Here is a 14,549-nt window from a genome sequence, read left to right as displayed (position 1 = left end):
AGCCATGTCCGAGTTCGCCACCCCCCGCACCGTGTTCCAGCGGCTCATCGAGGGGGTCACCGCGCGGAGGCCCGAGGGCCTGCCGCAGCTTTACGCCGAGGACGCGGTGGTCGTGCACCCGTTCGCCCACCCCGCGTCCCGGCTGGAGGGCAGGGAAGCGCTGCGCGAGCACTTCGCGCGGCTGGAGACCCTCCCGGTGGAGATGAAGGCGCGCAACGTGGTCGTCCACGAGACCGCCGACCCCGAGGTCATCGTGGCCGAGTTCGAGTACGCGGGCCGCAACACCGAGACCGGCCGCGACTTCGTCGTGCCGAACGTCTTCGTCATGCGGATCCGGGACGGCCGCATCGTCGAGTCCCGCGACTACGCCCACCACCGGGCGTTCGAGGAGGCGATGGCGTGACCCCGCCCACGCCGCGCGCGGTGTTCGAGCAGCTGAGCGCCGGCATCTCCGCGGGCCGCTGGCACGAGCTCGCGGACCTGTACGCCGAGGACGCGGTGGTCGAGCAGCCGTTCGCCCTCCCGCCCGCGCCGCCGCGCCTGGAGGGCCGCGTGACGATCGCCGAGCACTTCCGCCGGGCCGCCGCGGGACCGCTCCATCTGCGCACCCGCGACGTCGTGGTGCACGAGACGGACGATCCCGAGGTCATCGTGGCCGAGTTCGACTACGACGGCCGCGTCGCCGCCACCGGGCACGTCTTCCGCGTCTCCAACGTCCAGGTGCTTCGCGTCCGCGACGGGCGGATCGTCGAGTCGCGCGACTACCACGACCATCGGGGCCTCGCCCGCGCGATGAACACCGCCCTCTAGGGCCGGGCGCGGTTGACCGACCGCCGCGCGGGTTCCTAGGGTGGACACGGCATACCGACCGGTTGGTATGTTCGTTCCGGTGGCCCGCCCGGCCACCCCTGCACCCCGCGCGGAGGTCCGCCCTGTGAGCACTGCACCGCCCGACGCCGACGAGCTGAGCAGGCGGGTCGGCGAGTTCCTTGCCGCCCACGACCCGTCCGCCACCGAGCCGCTGGAGTTCCTGCGCGCCCGGTTCGACGCCGGTCTCGCCTGGGTCCACTATCCCGAGGGGCTGGGCGGCCTCGGCGCCCCCCGCTCCCTGCAGCCCGCCGTCGACCGGCAGTTCGCCAAGGCCGGCGCGCCGACCAACCACCCCGAGCGCAACGGCATCGGGCTCGGCATGGCCGCGCCCACGATCCTGGCGTTCGGCACCGAGGAGCAGAAGCGCCGCTTCCTGCGCCCGCTGTGGACCGGCGAGGACCTGTGGTGCCAGCTGTTCAGCGAGCCCGGCGCCGGCTCCGACCTCGCCGCGCTCGCCACCCGCGCCGTCCGCGACGGCGACCGGTGGATCGTCAACGGCCAGAAGGTCTGGACGTCCATGGCGCACGAGGCGCGCTGGGCGATCCTCGTCACCCGCACCGACCCGGACGTGCCCAAGCACCGTGGCATGACCTACTTCGTCTGCGACATGACCGCGCCGGGCGTCGAGGTCCGGCCGCTGCGGCAGATCACCGGCGAGGCCGAGTTCAACGAGGTCTTCCTCACCGACGTCGCGATCCCCGACGAGCACCGGCTCGGCGAGGTCGGCCAGGGCTGGCAGGTCTCCACGACCACGCTGATGAACGAGCGGGTCGCGATCGGCGGCGCCGCCGCGCCCCGCGAGAGCGGGATGGTCGGCGTCGTCGCGTCCCTGTGGCGGGACCGGCCCGAGCTGCGCACGCCCGGCCTGCACGACGCCGTGGTGCGCGCCTGGGTGGAGACCGAGGCGGCCCGGCTCACCGGCGAGCGGCTGCGCCAGCAGCTCACCGCCGGGCAGCCCGGCCCGGAGGGGTCCGGCGCCAAGCTCGCCTTCGCCAAGCTCAACCAGGAGGTCTCCGGCCTGGAGCTGGAGCTGCTCGGCGACGAGGGCCTGCGCTACGACGACTGGACGATGCGCCGGCCCACCGAGGTGGACTTCACCCGCCGCTCGCCCGGCTACCGCTACCTGCGCGCCAAGGGCAACTCCATCGAAGGCGGCACGTCGGAGATCCTGCGCAACATCATCGCCGAGCGCGTCCTCGGCCTGCCCGGCGAGATCCGCGTCGACAAGGACGTGGCGTGGAAGGACCTGCTCAAGTGAGTGACCTCCTCTACACCGAGATCGAGAACGACCTGCGCGCCGGCGTCCGCGAACTGCTGGACGACAAGGCGCCCTGGACCGCGGTCCTCGAGGGCACCGAGAAGGACGAGCCCTACGACGCGGCGCTGTGGCGGGCCGTCGCCGTCCAGCTCGGCTGCGCGGGGCTGCCCGTCTCCGAGGACCTCGGCGGTGCCGGCGCCACCTGGCGCGAGACCGCCGTCGTCATGGAGGAGCTGGGCCGCGCCGTGGCGCCCGTCCCGTTCCTGACCAGCTCGGTCGTCGCGACAGCCGCGCTGCTGGCGGCGGGGGAGGGGGACCTGCTCGGCGCCCTGGCGTCCGGCGAGAAGATCGCCGTGCTGGCCGTGCCGTTCGCGACGCCGCCCGGCGACGTCGCCACGACCGTCCGGGTCATTGACGGCGCGCTCACCGGTGAGGTCGCCGGTGTCGCCGACGGACTGGCGGCCGACGTGCTGCTCGTCCCCACCGCCGACGGCCTGTACGCCGTGGACGCGGCGGACGCCGCCCGCACCGCCGTCACCTCGCTGGACATGACCCGGCGCCTGGCCGACATCGCCTTCAAGGCCGCGCCCGCGCGGCGCGTCGCCGAAGGGGCCGACGCGGTCCGGGCCGGGCTGCTGACCGGTGCGGCGATGCTGGCGTCCGAGCAGCTCGGGCTCGCCCAGCGCTGCCTGGACGACACCGTCGCCTACGTCAAGACCAGGTACCAGTTCGGCCGTCCGGTCGGCTCCTACCAGGGCCTCAAGCACCGGCTCGCCGACCTGTGGACGTCGATCACGCAGGCCCGCGCGGTCGCCCGGTACGCCGCGTCGTGTGCGGCCTCCGGAGACGCGGACCTGCCGGTCGCCGTCGCGGTCGCGCAGGCGCACTGCTCCACGATCGCGCTGAAGGCCGCCGAAGAGTGCGTGCAGATGCACGGCGGCATCGGCTTCACCTGGGAGAACTCCTCGCACCTGTTCCTCAAGCGCGCCAAGGCCGACGCGATCGCGCTCGGCACGGCCGACCGCCACCGCGCGTCCCTGGCGACCCTGGTCGATCTCCCCCCGGCCTGAGCCGCCCGTTCGCACGGCGTCCACGACCGTCCCGGCGGGTCCCTCCGCCGGGGCGGTCAGCCGGTGATCACGGCTAGGACCCGGGCGCCCTCCGGAAACGCCCCGCGCCCGGCCAGCGTGTAGACGCCGAACATCATCTTCGCCGTGTAGATCCGGTCCAGGACGAGGCCGTGCCGCTCGGCGAAGTCGCCGATGAAGCCGTCCAGGTCCGGGGACGTGCGGGCATAGCCGCCGAAATGGAAGCCGTCCTCGACGCTCCACGACCCGCGCCGCTCCCCGTACGTCTCGCGCTGGAGCCGCTCCACCTCGGCGTCCATGAACCCGCCCTTGAGCACGGAGAACCCGAGGGCCCGCGCGCGCGGCGGCAGCCCGGCGGCCAGGCCCGCCAGCGTCCCGCCCGTCCCGCACGGACAGCAGACGACGTCGAACCCCGCCGCCTCGGCGCCCAGTTCGGCGCACCCCCGGACGGCCAGGGCGTTGCTGCCGCCCTCCGGCAGCAGGTAGAAGTCGCCCCACCGCTCCCGCAGCGCGGCGATGACGTCCGGTTCGTGCTTGCGGCGGTACGTCGTCCGGTCCAGGTATGCCAGCTGCATGCCTTTGCGCTCGGCGTAGGCCAGCGACTCATTAAGCGGCAGATGCTCTTCGCCGCGCACCACCCCGATAGTGGCGAACCCGAAGAGGTCCCCGGCCGCGGCCGTCGCCCGCAGATGATTGGAGTACGCGCCGCCGAACGTGAGCAGCGTCCCGTGCTCGCGGGCGGGCCCGATGTTGTGCCGCAGCTTGCGCCACTTGTTGCCCGGAAGATCTGGATGGACGAGGTCGTCCCGTTTGAGGAACAGGCGCAGGCCGTGCCGCGCGATACGGTCGTCGTCCAACTCCACGACCGGCGAGGGCGCGGCCCCGGGCGTCATTTGGGCGCGGGCAGGCCGAGTTCGTCCCGCAGCGTCCGCTGCACGGCCTCGATCCCGGGCCGGGCGTCGACCGTCACCACATACTCCTTACGGCCGAACAGCTCCAGGATCGGGGCGGTCTTCTCCCGGTAGAGCCGGAGCCGTTCCGCCACCGCCTCCTCGGTGTCGTCCTCGCGCGCGACCAGTTCGCCGCCGCACACGTCGCAGCGCCCCTCCTCGGTGGGCCGGTCCGCGATCAGGTTGTAGTCCATCCCGCACTGCGAGCACAGCCGGCGCGCCAGCACCCGCCGCCGCACCTCCGAGTCCGGCATGTCGAGGTGGATCACGCCGTCGATGTCGTAGCTCTCCAGGAAGAACTCGGCCTGCCGGCGGCTGCGCGGGAACCCGTCGATGATGAACCCGTAGTTCCAGTCGTGCTGGTCGAGCCGTTCGCGGACGACGCCCTCCACCAGGTCGTCGCCGACCAGATCGCCCGCGGCCATGGCGCGCCGGACCTGCGCGCCGAGCTTGGTGTGGTTCTGCACATGCCAGCGGAAGATGTCGCCGACGCCGATGTGCACCAGGTCGAGGTCGCGCGCGAGCAGGAGCGACTGCGTCCCCTTCCCGCTGCCCTGGGGCCCGAGGATCACGTACTTGCGCATGCCCGCAGCCTACGCAGCGCGGCCCGTGCGGCCGCCCCGCGGGTCAGCGCGCGAGCCGCAGCGCACGGCCCAGCCACCGGAACCGCGAGCGGTCGGGCACGTGCTCGGGCTCGTCGCGGACCGTCATGCAGTCCGGCAGCGCCCCGAACGACGGCGGGCGCACGCACACCAGCGTCGCCCGCGCCCGGCGCGCGCAGTGCAGCCGCACCGACGGCCGCAGCAGCCGCGAGAACAGGCCGCGCGTGCCGTTGCCGACGACGAGGATGTCGTCCTCGCCCGCCAGCCGGACCAGCGTCGCGCCCGGCTCCCCGACCAGGGCCAGCGCCGTCATCTCCACGCCCTCGGGAGGCCCGCCGCAGACCTCGTCCAGCAACCGGGCGACCAGCTCGGCGCCCGACCCGCGCAGCGCGTCGGTGATGCCGCAGCCGAGCTGGCCCGCCGCCGAGACGTGCGGCGGCAGCGGAGCCGAGTGGGCGACCAGCAGCGGCAGCCGGCGCAGCCGCGCCTCACCGATCGCCCAGGAGAGTGCGCACCGTGCCCCCGCGGAGTCGTCGACCCCCACGACGACGCGCGGGCCGCCCTCCGGTCTCGCGATCACGGTCCCTCCTGAAGGCAACGGACTGATGTGCACTCTAGGGTGCAGGCATACCCGTTCCGACGGAAGTGTTTCCGCTTCAGGAAAGTGGAGTTTCCGCAATCGCCGGCGGCCGGTCACCGGCGGGCCACTCGCCGCGGCCCCCGGCCGGCCGGGTTCCGAACCCGGCGAGGACCGACTCCAGCAGCGGCAGGGCCGCCCCCGCCCGCTTCGCGCGGATCACCAGGTCCCAGGCGGGTTCGAATTTCTTCCAGCCGCCCGCGTACGCGGCGTGCCGCGCCTTGCCCCGGAGGGTGGGCTTGGACGCGGCGCCCCGCATGATGTTGCTCCAGCGGTAGAAGTCGCGGTAGGCGCGCCAGTAGCCGTCCTCCAGCTGCGTCGCGGTCATCCGGACGGGCTTGAAGACGACGGTTCGCGTGTCATAGCGGTCCCAGTCGCGGTGCAGGATCCGTCCGGCCTTCTCCATCCGGTCGTACAGCCGCGTCCCGGGATACGGCGTCATGATGTGGAATGTCGCGGTCTCGATGCCCTGGCCGACCGCCCACTCCACCGTCCGCTCGAACACGCTCGGGTCGTCCTGGTCCATGCCGAAGACGAAGCTGCCGTTCACCATCACGCCGTGGTCGTGCAGGCGCCTGATCACCTGCCCGTAGTCCCGGTCGATGTTCTGCCACTTGCGCTGCTCCTTGAGGTTGCCGGCGTTGACGGTCTCGAACCCGACGAACAGGCTGCGCAGTCCCGACGCGACGGCCTTCTCCAGCAGGCCCGGGCGCAGCACCGACTGGACCGTCCCGGCCGCCTGCCACAGCCGCCCCATGCCGCGCATCCCGTCGAACAGCGCCCCGGCGAAGCGGGCGTTGCCGAACAGGTGGTCGTCGAGGAAGTAGAGGTGCCGGCCCGGCAGCCGGTCGATCTCCGCCAGGGCCGCGTCCACCGTCTGCGTGTAGAACGACTTGCCGCCCTCGAAGAACGCCTCCTTGTAGCAGAAGTCGCAGACGTGCGGGCAGCCGCGCGAGACGACGATCGAGTTCGGCACGAGGTACCGGCGCCGGTCGATCAGGTCCCGGCGGATCGGCGGCAGCGCGGCGAGCGTCCGCTCGGACGAGTCGTAGCGCGGGGCGGGCCGTCCCGCCCGCAGGTCGGCGAGGAAGCGCGGCCAGGTGTCCTCGCCGGGCCCGCAGAAGACCGTGTCGGCGTGCGCCGCGGCCTCGTCCGGCAGCGACGTCACGTGCAGCCCGCCGAGGCACACGTGCGCGCCGCGGGCGCGGTAGTGGTCGGCCAGCTCGTACGCGCGGCGGGCCGAGGTGATGTACACCTGGATGACCACCAGGTCCGGCTCGTCGGACAGGTCCACCCGCTGGACGTGCTCGTCGGTCAGCGTCACCTCGTCGTCCGGATCGAGGTATCCCGCCAGCGTGGCGAGCCCGAGCGGCGGGAACAGCGAGTACTTGATCGGCCGGAACAACGGCGACGTCGCCTCGGTCAGTGCGGGCAGGATCATCTTCACGCGCATGCCCCCACGCTCCCGCCCAGAAGAGCACGTCCTGTGCCGCCGGTGTGGAGATCTCGTGGAGGCCCGCCGGAGGCTAGGCCACCGGGGCCCCGCTCTGCGACAGCCAGAGCCACCCGACCGCCTTGGTCTCCTTGCACGCCACCTGGACGGCCCGGTACCGCTCCTGCTCGATGTACGGGCCGCTGCAGGCCACGTCCTCGAACAACCGCTCGCCGGCGAGCAGGCCGAGGTCGGAACCGGCCAGGTCGATGGCCTCCTTGAACGCGGGCGCCTCCAGAAGCCGGAAGAGCTCGATCACCACGCGGCCGGACACGCCGTACTCGTCCCACCGGACGGAGCCGGCGGTCACCGCGATCCGCATCCGCAACCTGGCGAGCTCGCTCCGGTACAGGTTCCACTTGCGGAGCAGCGCGCCGAGATGATGCGCGAGCGGATCAAGGAGCAGGTACCCCGGAATCTCCGGCGGCAGGACCACGAGGATCCCGTCACCGCGATCCTCGGCGTGACAGGCCTGCCAGGGAATGCACGTCATGGCGAGAGCCCTCTGGAGGGTCGCGTACATCGCGCGACGCAACTCCAACTGGACCACCTCGTCCCTGCGCAACGCGCTGAACGCGACGACATCCACCGCGAGGAGGCAGGTGTGGAGCCGGGCGCTCGCCGGATGCGGCGGCGTGTGCGTCCGGTGGTCGATGAAATGCGCCCGTGTGGCGAAAGCGTCCCGTGACGCTGGAATCCGGTCACGCGCAAGACGTATCCTCATAGAGGATCGAGGCCTTTCTGGGAATGGCTGGCACGGTCTCCCCGCGGGGCTCCTGTGGCAGCAGGGGCCCCGCGGTCTCCGAAGACGCGGGCCGGTTCGCGCCGTACCCCGTCTCCGCATAGTGAATTCGCGGTCGTTCACCATTATGCGGGCATCCGCTGAGGGGCTTGTGCGGTAGGCCGATTGCCTGGCGCAAGTTTGCCCGGCGCAGATCGCAAGAAAGTTTTTATCCACCTGCCGCGACGATAAGTGGCGAACTGGTGCCACGCGCAGTGCCGGAGGGCACCCGGGTGCGTGGCGGTGTGGAACCAGGCGCAGTGACCTCCACCGGGTCCCGGCCGGTGATCGCCCGGCGGCGCGATGGTGCCGGTGAGGCTCGAGTGCGCCGAGAACCCGGTGATCCGTGCGTCCGGCCGCGCGGCGGGCGGACGGCGAGGTCCCGAATCGCAGAACGCCTTTGTCCGGCTGCATTCTGCAACCTGGTGCAATCGGGGCTGGCAAACTGCTACATCGCTGATTTAATGGAGGCACCCAGAGGACGGCGAACAGTGAGGTTCCGGTCTGCAGGGAGAGTCAAATAGGATCTTTGCCGGGCTAGTAAGGGGCTGGCATGGGCATGCCCTTCAAACCTGGGCCAGCGGTCCAGCGTGCGATCCTGACCAGCGAACTGCAGCGGCTCCGACAGGAGAACGGAGCCACACAGGAGCACGTGGCGGGCGCGCTCGACTGGTCGACCTCGAAGCTGATCCGCATCGAGGGCGGGACGGTCGGGGTCTCCACCACCGATCTGCACGCCCTGTTGCGCTACTACGGAATCAGGGACGGCGACCCGCAGATCGAGAAGCTGACCGAAATCGCGCGAGACGCCCGCCAGCGTGGCTGGTGGGCGCTCTACAAGCACGAACTCGACCCCGAGTACCTCAAGTACGTCGGGTACGAGATGGGCGCGTCCACCATCCAGAGCTTCCAGCCACTCCTGGTCCCCGGGCTCCTGCAGACCGAGGAGTACGCCAACGCGGTCACCATCGAGCTCGTTTCCACGCAGAGCCAATGCGACATCGTCGTCGAGGTGCGGATGCAACGGCAGGAGGAGGTGTTCGGCCGGTCGGAGTCGCCGCAGGTGTCGATGGTGATGGACGAGGCCGTGCTGCGTCGGAGGGTCGGTGGCCAGGTCGATCCCGGCATCATGCCGCGTCAGTTGCGGCACATCCTCGAGATGTTGGAAAAGCCGCACGTGTCCGTGGAGGTGATCCCGTTCACCAAGGGCGCGCACTTCGGCCTGAGCGGGGAGTTCACGATTCTGAGGTTCGCCGATCCGCGGGTCAGCGACGTGCTCTACCTGGAGAAGACGGGGCTCGACGACGTGACCCTCGTGGCGCGCGATCCGCGCGTCACGGACTATCGGGCGGCGTATGAGAACCTGCGGCAGTTGGCGATGCCGCCTGAGGAGACCGTCCCGTTCATCACGGAGATCATAGACAGCATGACCTGACGGGTGCGGCGGCCGAGCCGCCGGAAGGCCGGGAGGCTCTCGGCCTGAAGGCGGAGACCCTTGGCTTCGTCTTCTCGGTGAAGCGGAGTGCTCGCACTCCTCGGATCTCTCTGATGCGCGTGGCGAGCATTGTGTTCCCTCTGGGGTGATGTGTCCCTTTTTGTGGAGGGTAAGAAAAGAGGCCCTGGGAACAAGGGCGCGGATCGGCGTGCCTGTGCTTGTCGTTACTGATACAAAGCCTTTGCCGCTGCCGCTGCCGGGTGGCGGCGATCACGGGTAGGCAATGCGCGACGGCGTTTGCCGAGTATGGACCCTTGCGGGGTCGGATGGGAGGTTCTGGTGGGGATGGCCCAGCGGTCCGGCTTCGCTTTCGGCGGTGCCGTGTTCTCCCACGCGTACGCGGCGGCGGGAGCGCCGCGCTGGCGGAAGGCGTCCGCGAGCGGGGACACCGGGTGTGTCGAGGTCGCTGGGGCGGTGGGGAACTCGGTGCTGGTGCGGGATTCCATGGACGTGCCGGGCGGGCCGGTCATTGCGATGACGCGGGCGGCTTTCGCGGGGTTGCTGGCGGATCTGCGCGGGCGCGCGGGCTGACGCGGGGGCTCTGCGGGCGGGTGAATCCGCAGGTCGGGGCGTAGGATCGTGGGATCGCATGTGTTCTGTCGGTGGGGTCGCCTACGGTCGGGGTGTACGGCGGCCGTGTGAGCGCCGCCACAGTGATGCCGCCCCAGCGAAGGTGATGACCACCATGGCGAACAGCACCACCGAAGAGACGGACCGGGACTTTCAGCAGCTGGCCGACCCGTACCGGCGGGAGCTGCTGGCGCACTGCTACCGGATGCTGGGGTCGATCCACGACGCCGAGGACCTCGTGCAGGAGACGTACCTGCGGGCGTGGCGGTCCTACGGCAACTTCGAGGGGCGCTCGTCCCTGCGGACCTGGCTCTACCGGATCGCGACGAACGTCTGCCTGACCGCGATCGACCAGCGCGGCCACCGGCCGATGCCGTCCGGGCTGGGCGCGCCCAGCGACGAGCCGGAGCGGCCCGTGGTCGCCTCGCCGGAGGTGCCGTGGCTCGAGCCCGCCCCGGACGCGGTGCTGGGCGCGGACGCCACCGACCCCGCCACCATCGTCGCGGCGCGGGAGAGCACCCGGCTGGCCTTCGTCGCCGCGCTGCAGCACCTGCCCGCCAAACAGCGGGTCGTGCTGATCCTGCGGGACGTGCTGAAGTGGAAGGCCTCCGAGGCCGCCGAGCTCCTCGGCACCTCGACCGCGGCGGTCAACAGCGCGCTCCAGCGCGCCCGGGTGCAGCTGGAGGAGGCCGCGCCGCTGCGCGACGAGCTGGTCGAGCCGACCGACCCGGCGCAGCGCGAGCTGCTCGAACGGTACGCGCGGGCGTTCGACGCCGCCGACGTGGAGGCGCTGCTGGACCTGTTCCGCAAGGACGCGGTCTGGGAGATGCCGCCGTTCCCGCAGTGGTTCGTCGGCGCCGAGGCCATCGTGCGGCTCATCAGGGCGCAGTGCGGCCCCGAGCCCGGCGAGCTGCGGATGGTGCCCGCCGCCGCGAACGGGCAGCCGGCGTTCGGGATGTACCGGCGGGACGCGGACGGCGTGCACCGGCCGTTCCAGCTCCAGGTGCTCAGCATCACCGGCGACGGGGTGGCGCAGGTGTCGGCGTTCTTCGACACGACGCTGTTCCCGGTGTTCGGGCTGCCCGACACCGCCTGACAGCCGCTCCGGTTTTCCGCTCAACGGAAACCCGGGCGCGCGGCTCCCCGTGACGGCTGCCAGGGTGGAGGCAGTGCGGACGGGGTGCCGCCGGCGGCGCCGTTCCCACCCCGCCGGCGGAGCGCGTCAAGGAAGGAACGAGCGGATGACCCACCCTCCGTACCTGTATCCGGGCTACAAGAGCACCGTGCTCCGCGCCCCGGCGCAGGACCTGATCATGCCGAAGCTCGGCCCGGACAGCGTGGAGCTGAGCGCGCCGGTCTTCGGCCACCAGGAGCTCGGCCGGCTGGACAACGACCTGACGGTGCAGCACTCGGGTGAGCCGCTCGGCCAGCGGATCATCGTGACCGGCCGGGTGTTGGACGGGGCGGGCCGCCCGGTGCGCGGTGCGCTGGTGGAGATCTGGCAGGCGAACTCCGCGGGCCGCTACGACCACCTGGGCGACATCCACCCGGCGCCGCTGGACCCGAACTTCACCGGCGCGGGCCGCTGCCTGACCGACGACGAGGGCCGCTACCGGTTCGTCACGATCAAGCCGGGCGCCTACCCGTGGGGCAACCACCACAACGCGTGGCGCCCCGCGCACATCCACTTCTCGGTGTTCGGCACCGCCTTCACCCAGCGGCTCGTCACGCAGATGTACTTCCCGGACGACCCGCTGTTCGCCTTCGACCCGATCTTCCAGTCGATCCCCGAGCAGAAGGACCGCGACAAGCTGATCTCGCGGTTCGACATGGATCTCACCAAGCCGGAGTGGGCATTGGGGTTCCAGTGGGACATCGTGCTCGGCGACACCCCGATGGAGGCCTGATGACGACGTCAGCGAAGACCACGCCGTCGCAGACCGTCGGCCCGTTCTTCGGGTACGCGCTGCCGTACGAGGCCGGGCCACGGGTCGTGCCGGGCTGGCGGCCGGACGCGATCACCGTCCGGGGGCGGGTGCTCGACGGCGCGGGCGAGCCGGTGCCGGACGCGCTGCTGGAGATCTTCCAGGCCGACGAGAACGGCGAGATCCCGCGGCGCCCCGGCGGCATGGTCCGGGAGGGGCATGACTTCTCCGGGTTCGGGCGGTGCGGCACCAACCCGGCGGGCGGGTTCTGGTTCACCACGGTGAAGCCGGGCGCGGTCGGGACGGGCGCCCCCTACATCGCGCTGCTGGTGTTCGCGCGGGGCCTGCTGAAGCCGGTGGCGACCCGGATCTACTTCCCGGAGGACGAGGCCGCGCACGCCGCCGACCCGCTGCTGGCGGAGGTCCCGGCGGACCGCCGCGGGACGCTGGTCGCCGAGCGGGAGGGCGACCGGACCTACCGGTTCGACGTGCGGCTGCAGGGCGAGGGGGAGACGGTCTTCCTTGCCTTCTGAGACGCCGGACGGGCCGTCCCCCGACGCGGGGCTGCTGTCGCCGGTGCGCGCCGGGACGGAGGCCGAGGCCGTCACGGGCGATGCCGCGTACCTGGCGGCGATGCTCGACGCCGAGGCGGCGCTCGCCCGCGCGCAGGCACGCCTGGAGATCATCCCGGCCGCGGCGGCGGAGGCGATCACCGCCGCCGCCAAGGCCGCCACGGCCGGCGGTATCGACGTGGCCGACGTGGCGCGGCGCGCCCGCGGGTCCGGCAACCCGGTCGTGCCGCTGGTCGCCGACCTCCGCCGCCTCGCCGGCGCCTCCGGCGAGCACGTCCACAAGGGCGCCACCAGCCAGGACATCGCCGACACCGGCGCGATGCTCGTCGCGGCCCGGACGCGGCGAGGCCTGCTGGCCCAGCTGGACCGGACGCTGGACGCGCTGGCCGGGACCGCCGCGCGGTACCGCGACACCCCGATGGCGGCCCGCACCCTCGGCCGGCAGGCGCTGCCCACCACGTTCGGCGCGAAGGCGGCGAACTGGCTGCTCGGCTGCCTGGAGGCCCGCGAGCGGCTGGCCGCGGTCGCGCTGCCCGTCCAGCTCGGCGGCGCGGCCGGGACGCTGAACGCCTACGGCGACCGGGCGCTGGACCTGGTGGCCGCGTTCGCCGAGGAGACCGGCCTGGACGTCCCGGTCCTGCCTTGGCACACCCGCCGAACCCCGGTCGCCGACTTGGCCTCGGCCTTGGCGGTGACCGCCGGCGCCCTCGGCAAGATCGCCACCGACGTGTGGCTGCTCGCGCAGAGCGAGGTGGACGAGGTCGCCGAGGCCGCCGGCCCCGGCCGGGGCGGCTCGTCGGCCATGCCGCACAAGCGCAACCCGGCGCTGTCGGCCCTGGTCCGCTCGGCGGCGCTGCAGGTCCCGGCGTACGCGCAGGTCGTGCTGGCCGCGCAGGCCGCGCCGCTGGAGCGTCCGGCGGGGGAGTGGCACGCCGAGTGGCAGCCGCTGCGCGAGTGCCTGCGGCTGGCCGGCGGCGCCGCCGAGGCCGCCGCCGAACTGGTCTGCGGCCTGGAGGTGTCGGCGGAGCGGATGCGCGAGAACCTCGCCGGCCTGCTGGACGTCCTCGGCGACGACCCCGGCACCGGCGCCGCCGCCGTGCTGACCGACCGCGCCCTCGACGCCTACCGGAGGAGCCGCGCGTGACCCCCCGCCCCCGCATCCCGCAGCACCGCCTCGACGGGCCGCCGGACGCGCCCGTCGTCGTCCTCGGCCCGTCCCTCGGCACCTCGATGGACCTGTGGCTGCCGCAGCTTCCGGCGCTGACCCGCACGTGGCGCGTGCTGCGCTACGACCTGCCCGGGCACGGCGGCGCGCCGCCGCCGGACGGCCCGTTCACCGTCGAGGACCTCGCCGACGGGGTCGCGGAGCTGCTCGACCGCCTCGAAATCGGCGAGGCCGCGTACGCCGGGGTGTCGCTCGGCGGCGCTGTCGGCACCGCCCTCGCCCTCCGCGCCCCCGAGCGCGTCGCGAGCCTCGTCCTGTGCTGCACCTCGCCCCGCTTCGGCGACCCGGGGCCCTGGCGGGAACGCGCGGCGCTCGTCCGCCGCGAAGGCGTGGGCCCGGTCGCCGACACGGCCGCCGACCGCTGGTTCACTCCCGGGTTCACCGGCGCGGAGCCGTACGTGGCGATGCTCCGCGCGACCGATCCCGAGGGTTATGCGGGCTGCTGCGATGCGCTCGCCGCCTTCGACGCCACCGCGCGGCTCGGCGGCGTCTCCGCCCCCACCCTGGTGATCGCCGGGGCGCAGGACGGCCCCACCCCGCCGCACGGCCACGCCGACCGGCTCGCCGCCGGCATCCCCGGCGCCGGGCTGACCGTGGTCGACGGCGCCGGGCACCTCGCGAACGCCGAGCGGCCGGAGCCGGTCACCGAGGCGATCATCGGCCACTTCGACCGCACCTGGAAGGGACGTCAATGAGCTCGCGCGGCACCGACGAGGAACGGCACGCCCAGGGGATGCGGACGCGCCGGGAGGTGCTCGGCGACGCCCACGTCGACCGCGCGGAGTCCCGCAAGAACGCCTTCACCGAGGACTTCCAGGACCTGATCACCCGGTACGCGTGGGGCGAGATCTGGTCCCGTCCCGGCCTGGACCGCAGGACCCGCAGCTGCATCACGCTGACGGCAATGGTCGCCGGCGGCCACCTGGACGAGCTGGCGATGCACGTGCGCGCCGCGCTCCGCAACGGGCTGACCCCGGAGGAGATCAAGGAGGTCCTGCTGCAGACCGCGATCTATTGTGGAGTGCCCGCCGCGAACTCGGCGTTCGCCGTCGCCCAGCGGGTACTGGCCGAACAGGAGTGACCG

Annotated in this window: 17 protein-coding genes; 12 read left to right on the top strand and 5 right to left on the bottom strand. The window is 72.5% G+C overall.

The window, feature by feature from the left end; translation table 11 throughout:
- The first annotated feature begins 4 nt into the window (after positions 1–4).
- The 4 genes from ABD296_RS33720 (at position 5) to ABD296_RS33705 (ending at position 3,198) form a co-directional block, all read left to right on the top strand.
- Positions 5–403: a nuclear transport factor 2 family protein gene (locus ABD296_RS33720; RefSeq protein ID WP_344276687.1), complete on the top strand. Its 399-nt coding sequence runs from the start codon at positions 5–7 to the stop codon at positions 401–403.
- Positions 400–810, top strand: a complete 411-nt coding sequence (locus ABD296_RS33715; protein WP_344276684.1) for a nuclear transport factor 2 family protein — start codon at positions 400–402, stop codon at positions 808–810. Before ABD296_RS33720 ends, ABD296_RS33715 begins: the two co-directional genes overlap by 4 nt.
- 124 nt (positions 811–934) lie before the next feature.
- Positions 935–2,128, top strand: a complete 1,194-nt coding sequence (locus ABD296_RS33710) for an acyl-CoA dehydrogenase family protein (protein WP_344276681.1) — start codon at positions 935–937, stop codon at positions 2,126–2,128.
- Positions 2,125–3,198 (top strand): acyl-CoA dehydrogenase family protein, encoded by a 1,074-nt coding sequence (locus ABD296_RS33705; RefSeq protein ID WP_344276678.1) that lies wholly within the window; start codon positions 2,125–2,127, stop codon positions 3,196–3,198. Before ABD296_RS33710 ends, ABD296_RS33705 begins: the two co-directional genes overlap by 4 nt.
- Positions 3,199–3,254: 56 nt before the next feature.
- Here the strand turns inward: ABD296_RS33705 and ABD296_RS33700 are convergent, their stop codons facing one another.
- The 5 genes from ABD296_RS33700 to ABD296_RS33680 form a co-directional block, all read right to left on the bottom strand.
- Positions 3,255–4,109, bottom strand: a complete 855-nt coding sequence (locus tag ABD296_RS33700) for a 1-aminocyclopropane-1-carboxylate deaminase/D-cysteine desulfhydrase (protein WP_344276674.1) — start codon at positions 4,107–4,109, stop codon at positions 3,255–3,257.
- Positions 4,106–4,750: an adenylate kinase family protein gene (locus ABD296_RS33695; RefSeq protein ID WP_344276671.1), complete on the bottom strand. Its 645-nt coding sequence runs from the start codon at positions 4,748–4,750 to the stop codon at positions 4,106–4,108. Before ABD296_RS33695 ends, ABD296_RS33700 begins: the two co-directional genes overlap by 4 nt.
- Positions 4,751–4,793: 43 nt before the next feature.
- Positions 4,794–5,348: a universal stress protein gene (locus ABD296_RS33690; RefSeq protein ID WP_344276668.1), complete on the bottom strand. Its 555-nt coding sequence runs from the start codon at positions 5,346–5,348 to the stop codon at positions 4,794–4,796.
- A 76-nt stretch (positions 5,349–5,424) separates the two neighbouring features.
- Positions 5,425–6,858, bottom strand: a complete 1,434-nt coding sequence (locus ABD296_RS33685) for a B12-binding domain-containing radical SAM protein (RefSeq protein ID WP_344276665.1) — start codon at positions 6,856–6,858, stop codon at positions 5,425–5,427.
- A 73-nt stretch (positions 6,859–6,931) separates the two neighbouring features.
- Positions 6,932–7,438, bottom strand: a complete 507-nt coding sequence (locus ABD296_RS33680) for a hypothetical protein (protein ID WP_344276662.1) — start codon at positions 7,436–7,438, stop codon at positions 6,932–6,934.
- A 793-nt stretch (positions 7,439–8,231) separates the two neighbouring features.
- On the opposite strand from ABD296_RS33680, the gene ABD296_RS33675 reads away from it, so the two are divergent.
- The 8 genes from ABD296_RS33675 (at position 8,232) to pcaC (ending at position 14,546) form a co-directional block, all read left to right on the top strand.
- On the top strand, positions 8,232–9,113 hold the full coding sequence (locus ABD296_RS33675) for a helix-turn-helix domain-containing protein (protein WP_344276659.1): 882 nt from the start codon (positions 8,232–8,234) through the stop codon (positions 9,111–9,113).
- A gap of 345 nt (positions 9,114–9,458) precedes the next feature.
- A complete protein-coding gene (locus ABD296_RS33670) occupies positions 9,459–9,704 on the top strand; it encodes a DUF397 domain-containing protein (protein WP_344276743.1) in 246 nt (81 codons plus the stop codon).
- A 145-nt stretch (positions 9,705–9,849) separates the two neighbouring features.
- Positions 9,850–10,839 (top strand): sigma-70 family RNA polymerase sigma factor, encoded by a 990-nt coding sequence (locus ABD296_RS33665; protein ID WP_344276656.1) that lies wholly within the window; start codon positions 9,850–9,852, stop codon positions 10,837–10,839.
- 145 nt (positions 10,840–10,984) lie between these two features.
- Entirely contained in the window at positions 10,985–11,650 is a 666-nt protein-coding gene (gene pcaH / locus ABD296_RS33660) for a protocatechuate 3,4-dioxygenase subunit beta (protein ID WP_344276653.1), read from the top strand.
- Positions 11,650–12,201: a protocatechuate 3,4-dioxygenase subunit alpha gene (pcaG, locus tag ABD296_RS33655; protein ID WP_344276650.1), complete on the top strand. Its 552-nt coding sequence runs from the start codon at positions 11,650–11,652 to the stop codon at positions 12,199–12,201. The genes pcaH and pcaG overlap by 1 nt, the downstream gene beginning before the upstream one ends.
- Entirely contained in the window at positions 12,191–13,384 is a 1,194-nt protein-coding gene (gene pcaB / locus ABD296_RS33650; protein WP_344276647.1) for a 3-carboxy-cis,cis-muconate cycloisomerase, read from the top strand. The genes pcaG and pcaB overlap by 11 nt, the downstream gene beginning before the upstream one ends.
- A complete protein-coding gene (gene pcaD / locus ABD296_RS33645; protein WP_344276644.1) occupies positions 13,381–14,160 on the top strand; it encodes a 3-oxoadipate enol-lactonase in 780 nt (259 codons plus the stop codon). Before pcaB ends, pcaD begins: the two co-directional genes overlap by 4 nt.
- A complete protein-coding gene (gene pcaC, locus ABD296_RS33640) occupies positions 14,157–14,546 on the top strand; it encodes a 4-carboxymuconolactone decarboxylase (protein ID WP_344276641.1) in 390 nt (129 codons plus the stop codon). The genes pcaD and pcaC overlap by 4 nt, the downstream gene beginning before the upstream one ends.
- The last annotated feature ends 3 nt before the right edge of the window (positions 14,547–14,549 follow it).

This window comes from Actinomadura napierensis, assembly GCF_039529375.1.
Lineage (GTDB): Bacteria > Actinomycetota > Actinomycetes > Streptosporangiales > Streptosporangiaceae > Spirillospora > Spirillospora napierensis.
The sequence above is the reverse complement of the archived record's forward strand: the minus strand, read 5'-3'. Positions and strand labels throughout refer to the sequence as shown.

Bases quoted from the DNA above. Each gene is read 5' to 3' on its own strand.
- ABD296_RS33675 (WP_344276659.1), top strand. From the start codon at position 8,232: ATGGGCATGCCCTTCAAACCTGGGCCAGCGGTCCAGCGTGCGATCCTG.
- ABD296_RS33700 (WP_344276674.1), bottom strand. From the start codon at position 4,109: ATGACGCCCGGGGCCGCGCCCTCGCCGGTCGTGGAGTTGGACGACGAC.
- ABD296_RS33695 (WP_344276671.1), bottom strand. From the start codon at position 4,750: ATGCGCAAGTACGTGATCCTCGGGCCCCAGGGCAGCGGGAAGGGGACG.
- pcaG (WP_344276650.1), top strand. From the start codon at position 11,650: ATGACGACGTCAGCGAAGACCACGCCGTCGCAGACCGTCGGCCCGTTC.
- pcaH (WP_344276653.1), top strand. From the start codon at position 10,985: ATGACCCACCCTCCGTACCTGTATCCGGGCTACAAGAGCACCGTGCTC.
- ABD296_RS33665 (WP_344276656.1), top strand. From the start codon at position 9,850: ATGACCACCATGGCGAACAGCACCACCGAAGAGACGGACCGGGACTTT.
- ABD296_RS33720 (WP_344276687.1), top strand. From the start codon at position 5: ATGTCCGAGTTCGCCACCCCCCGCACCGTGTTCCAGCGGCTCATCGAG.
- pcaC (WP_344276641.1), top strand. From the start codon at position 14,157: ATGAGCTCGCGCGGCACCGACGAGGAACGGCACGCCCAGGGGATGCGG.
- ABD296_RS33670 (WP_344276743.1), top strand. From the start codon at position 9,459: ATGGCCCAGCGGTCCGGCTTCGCTTTCGGCGGTGCCGTGTTCTCCCAC.
- ABD296_RS33685 (WP_344276665.1), bottom strand. From the start codon at position 6,858: ATGCGCGTGAAGATGATCCTGCCCGCACTGACCGAGGCGACGTCGCCG.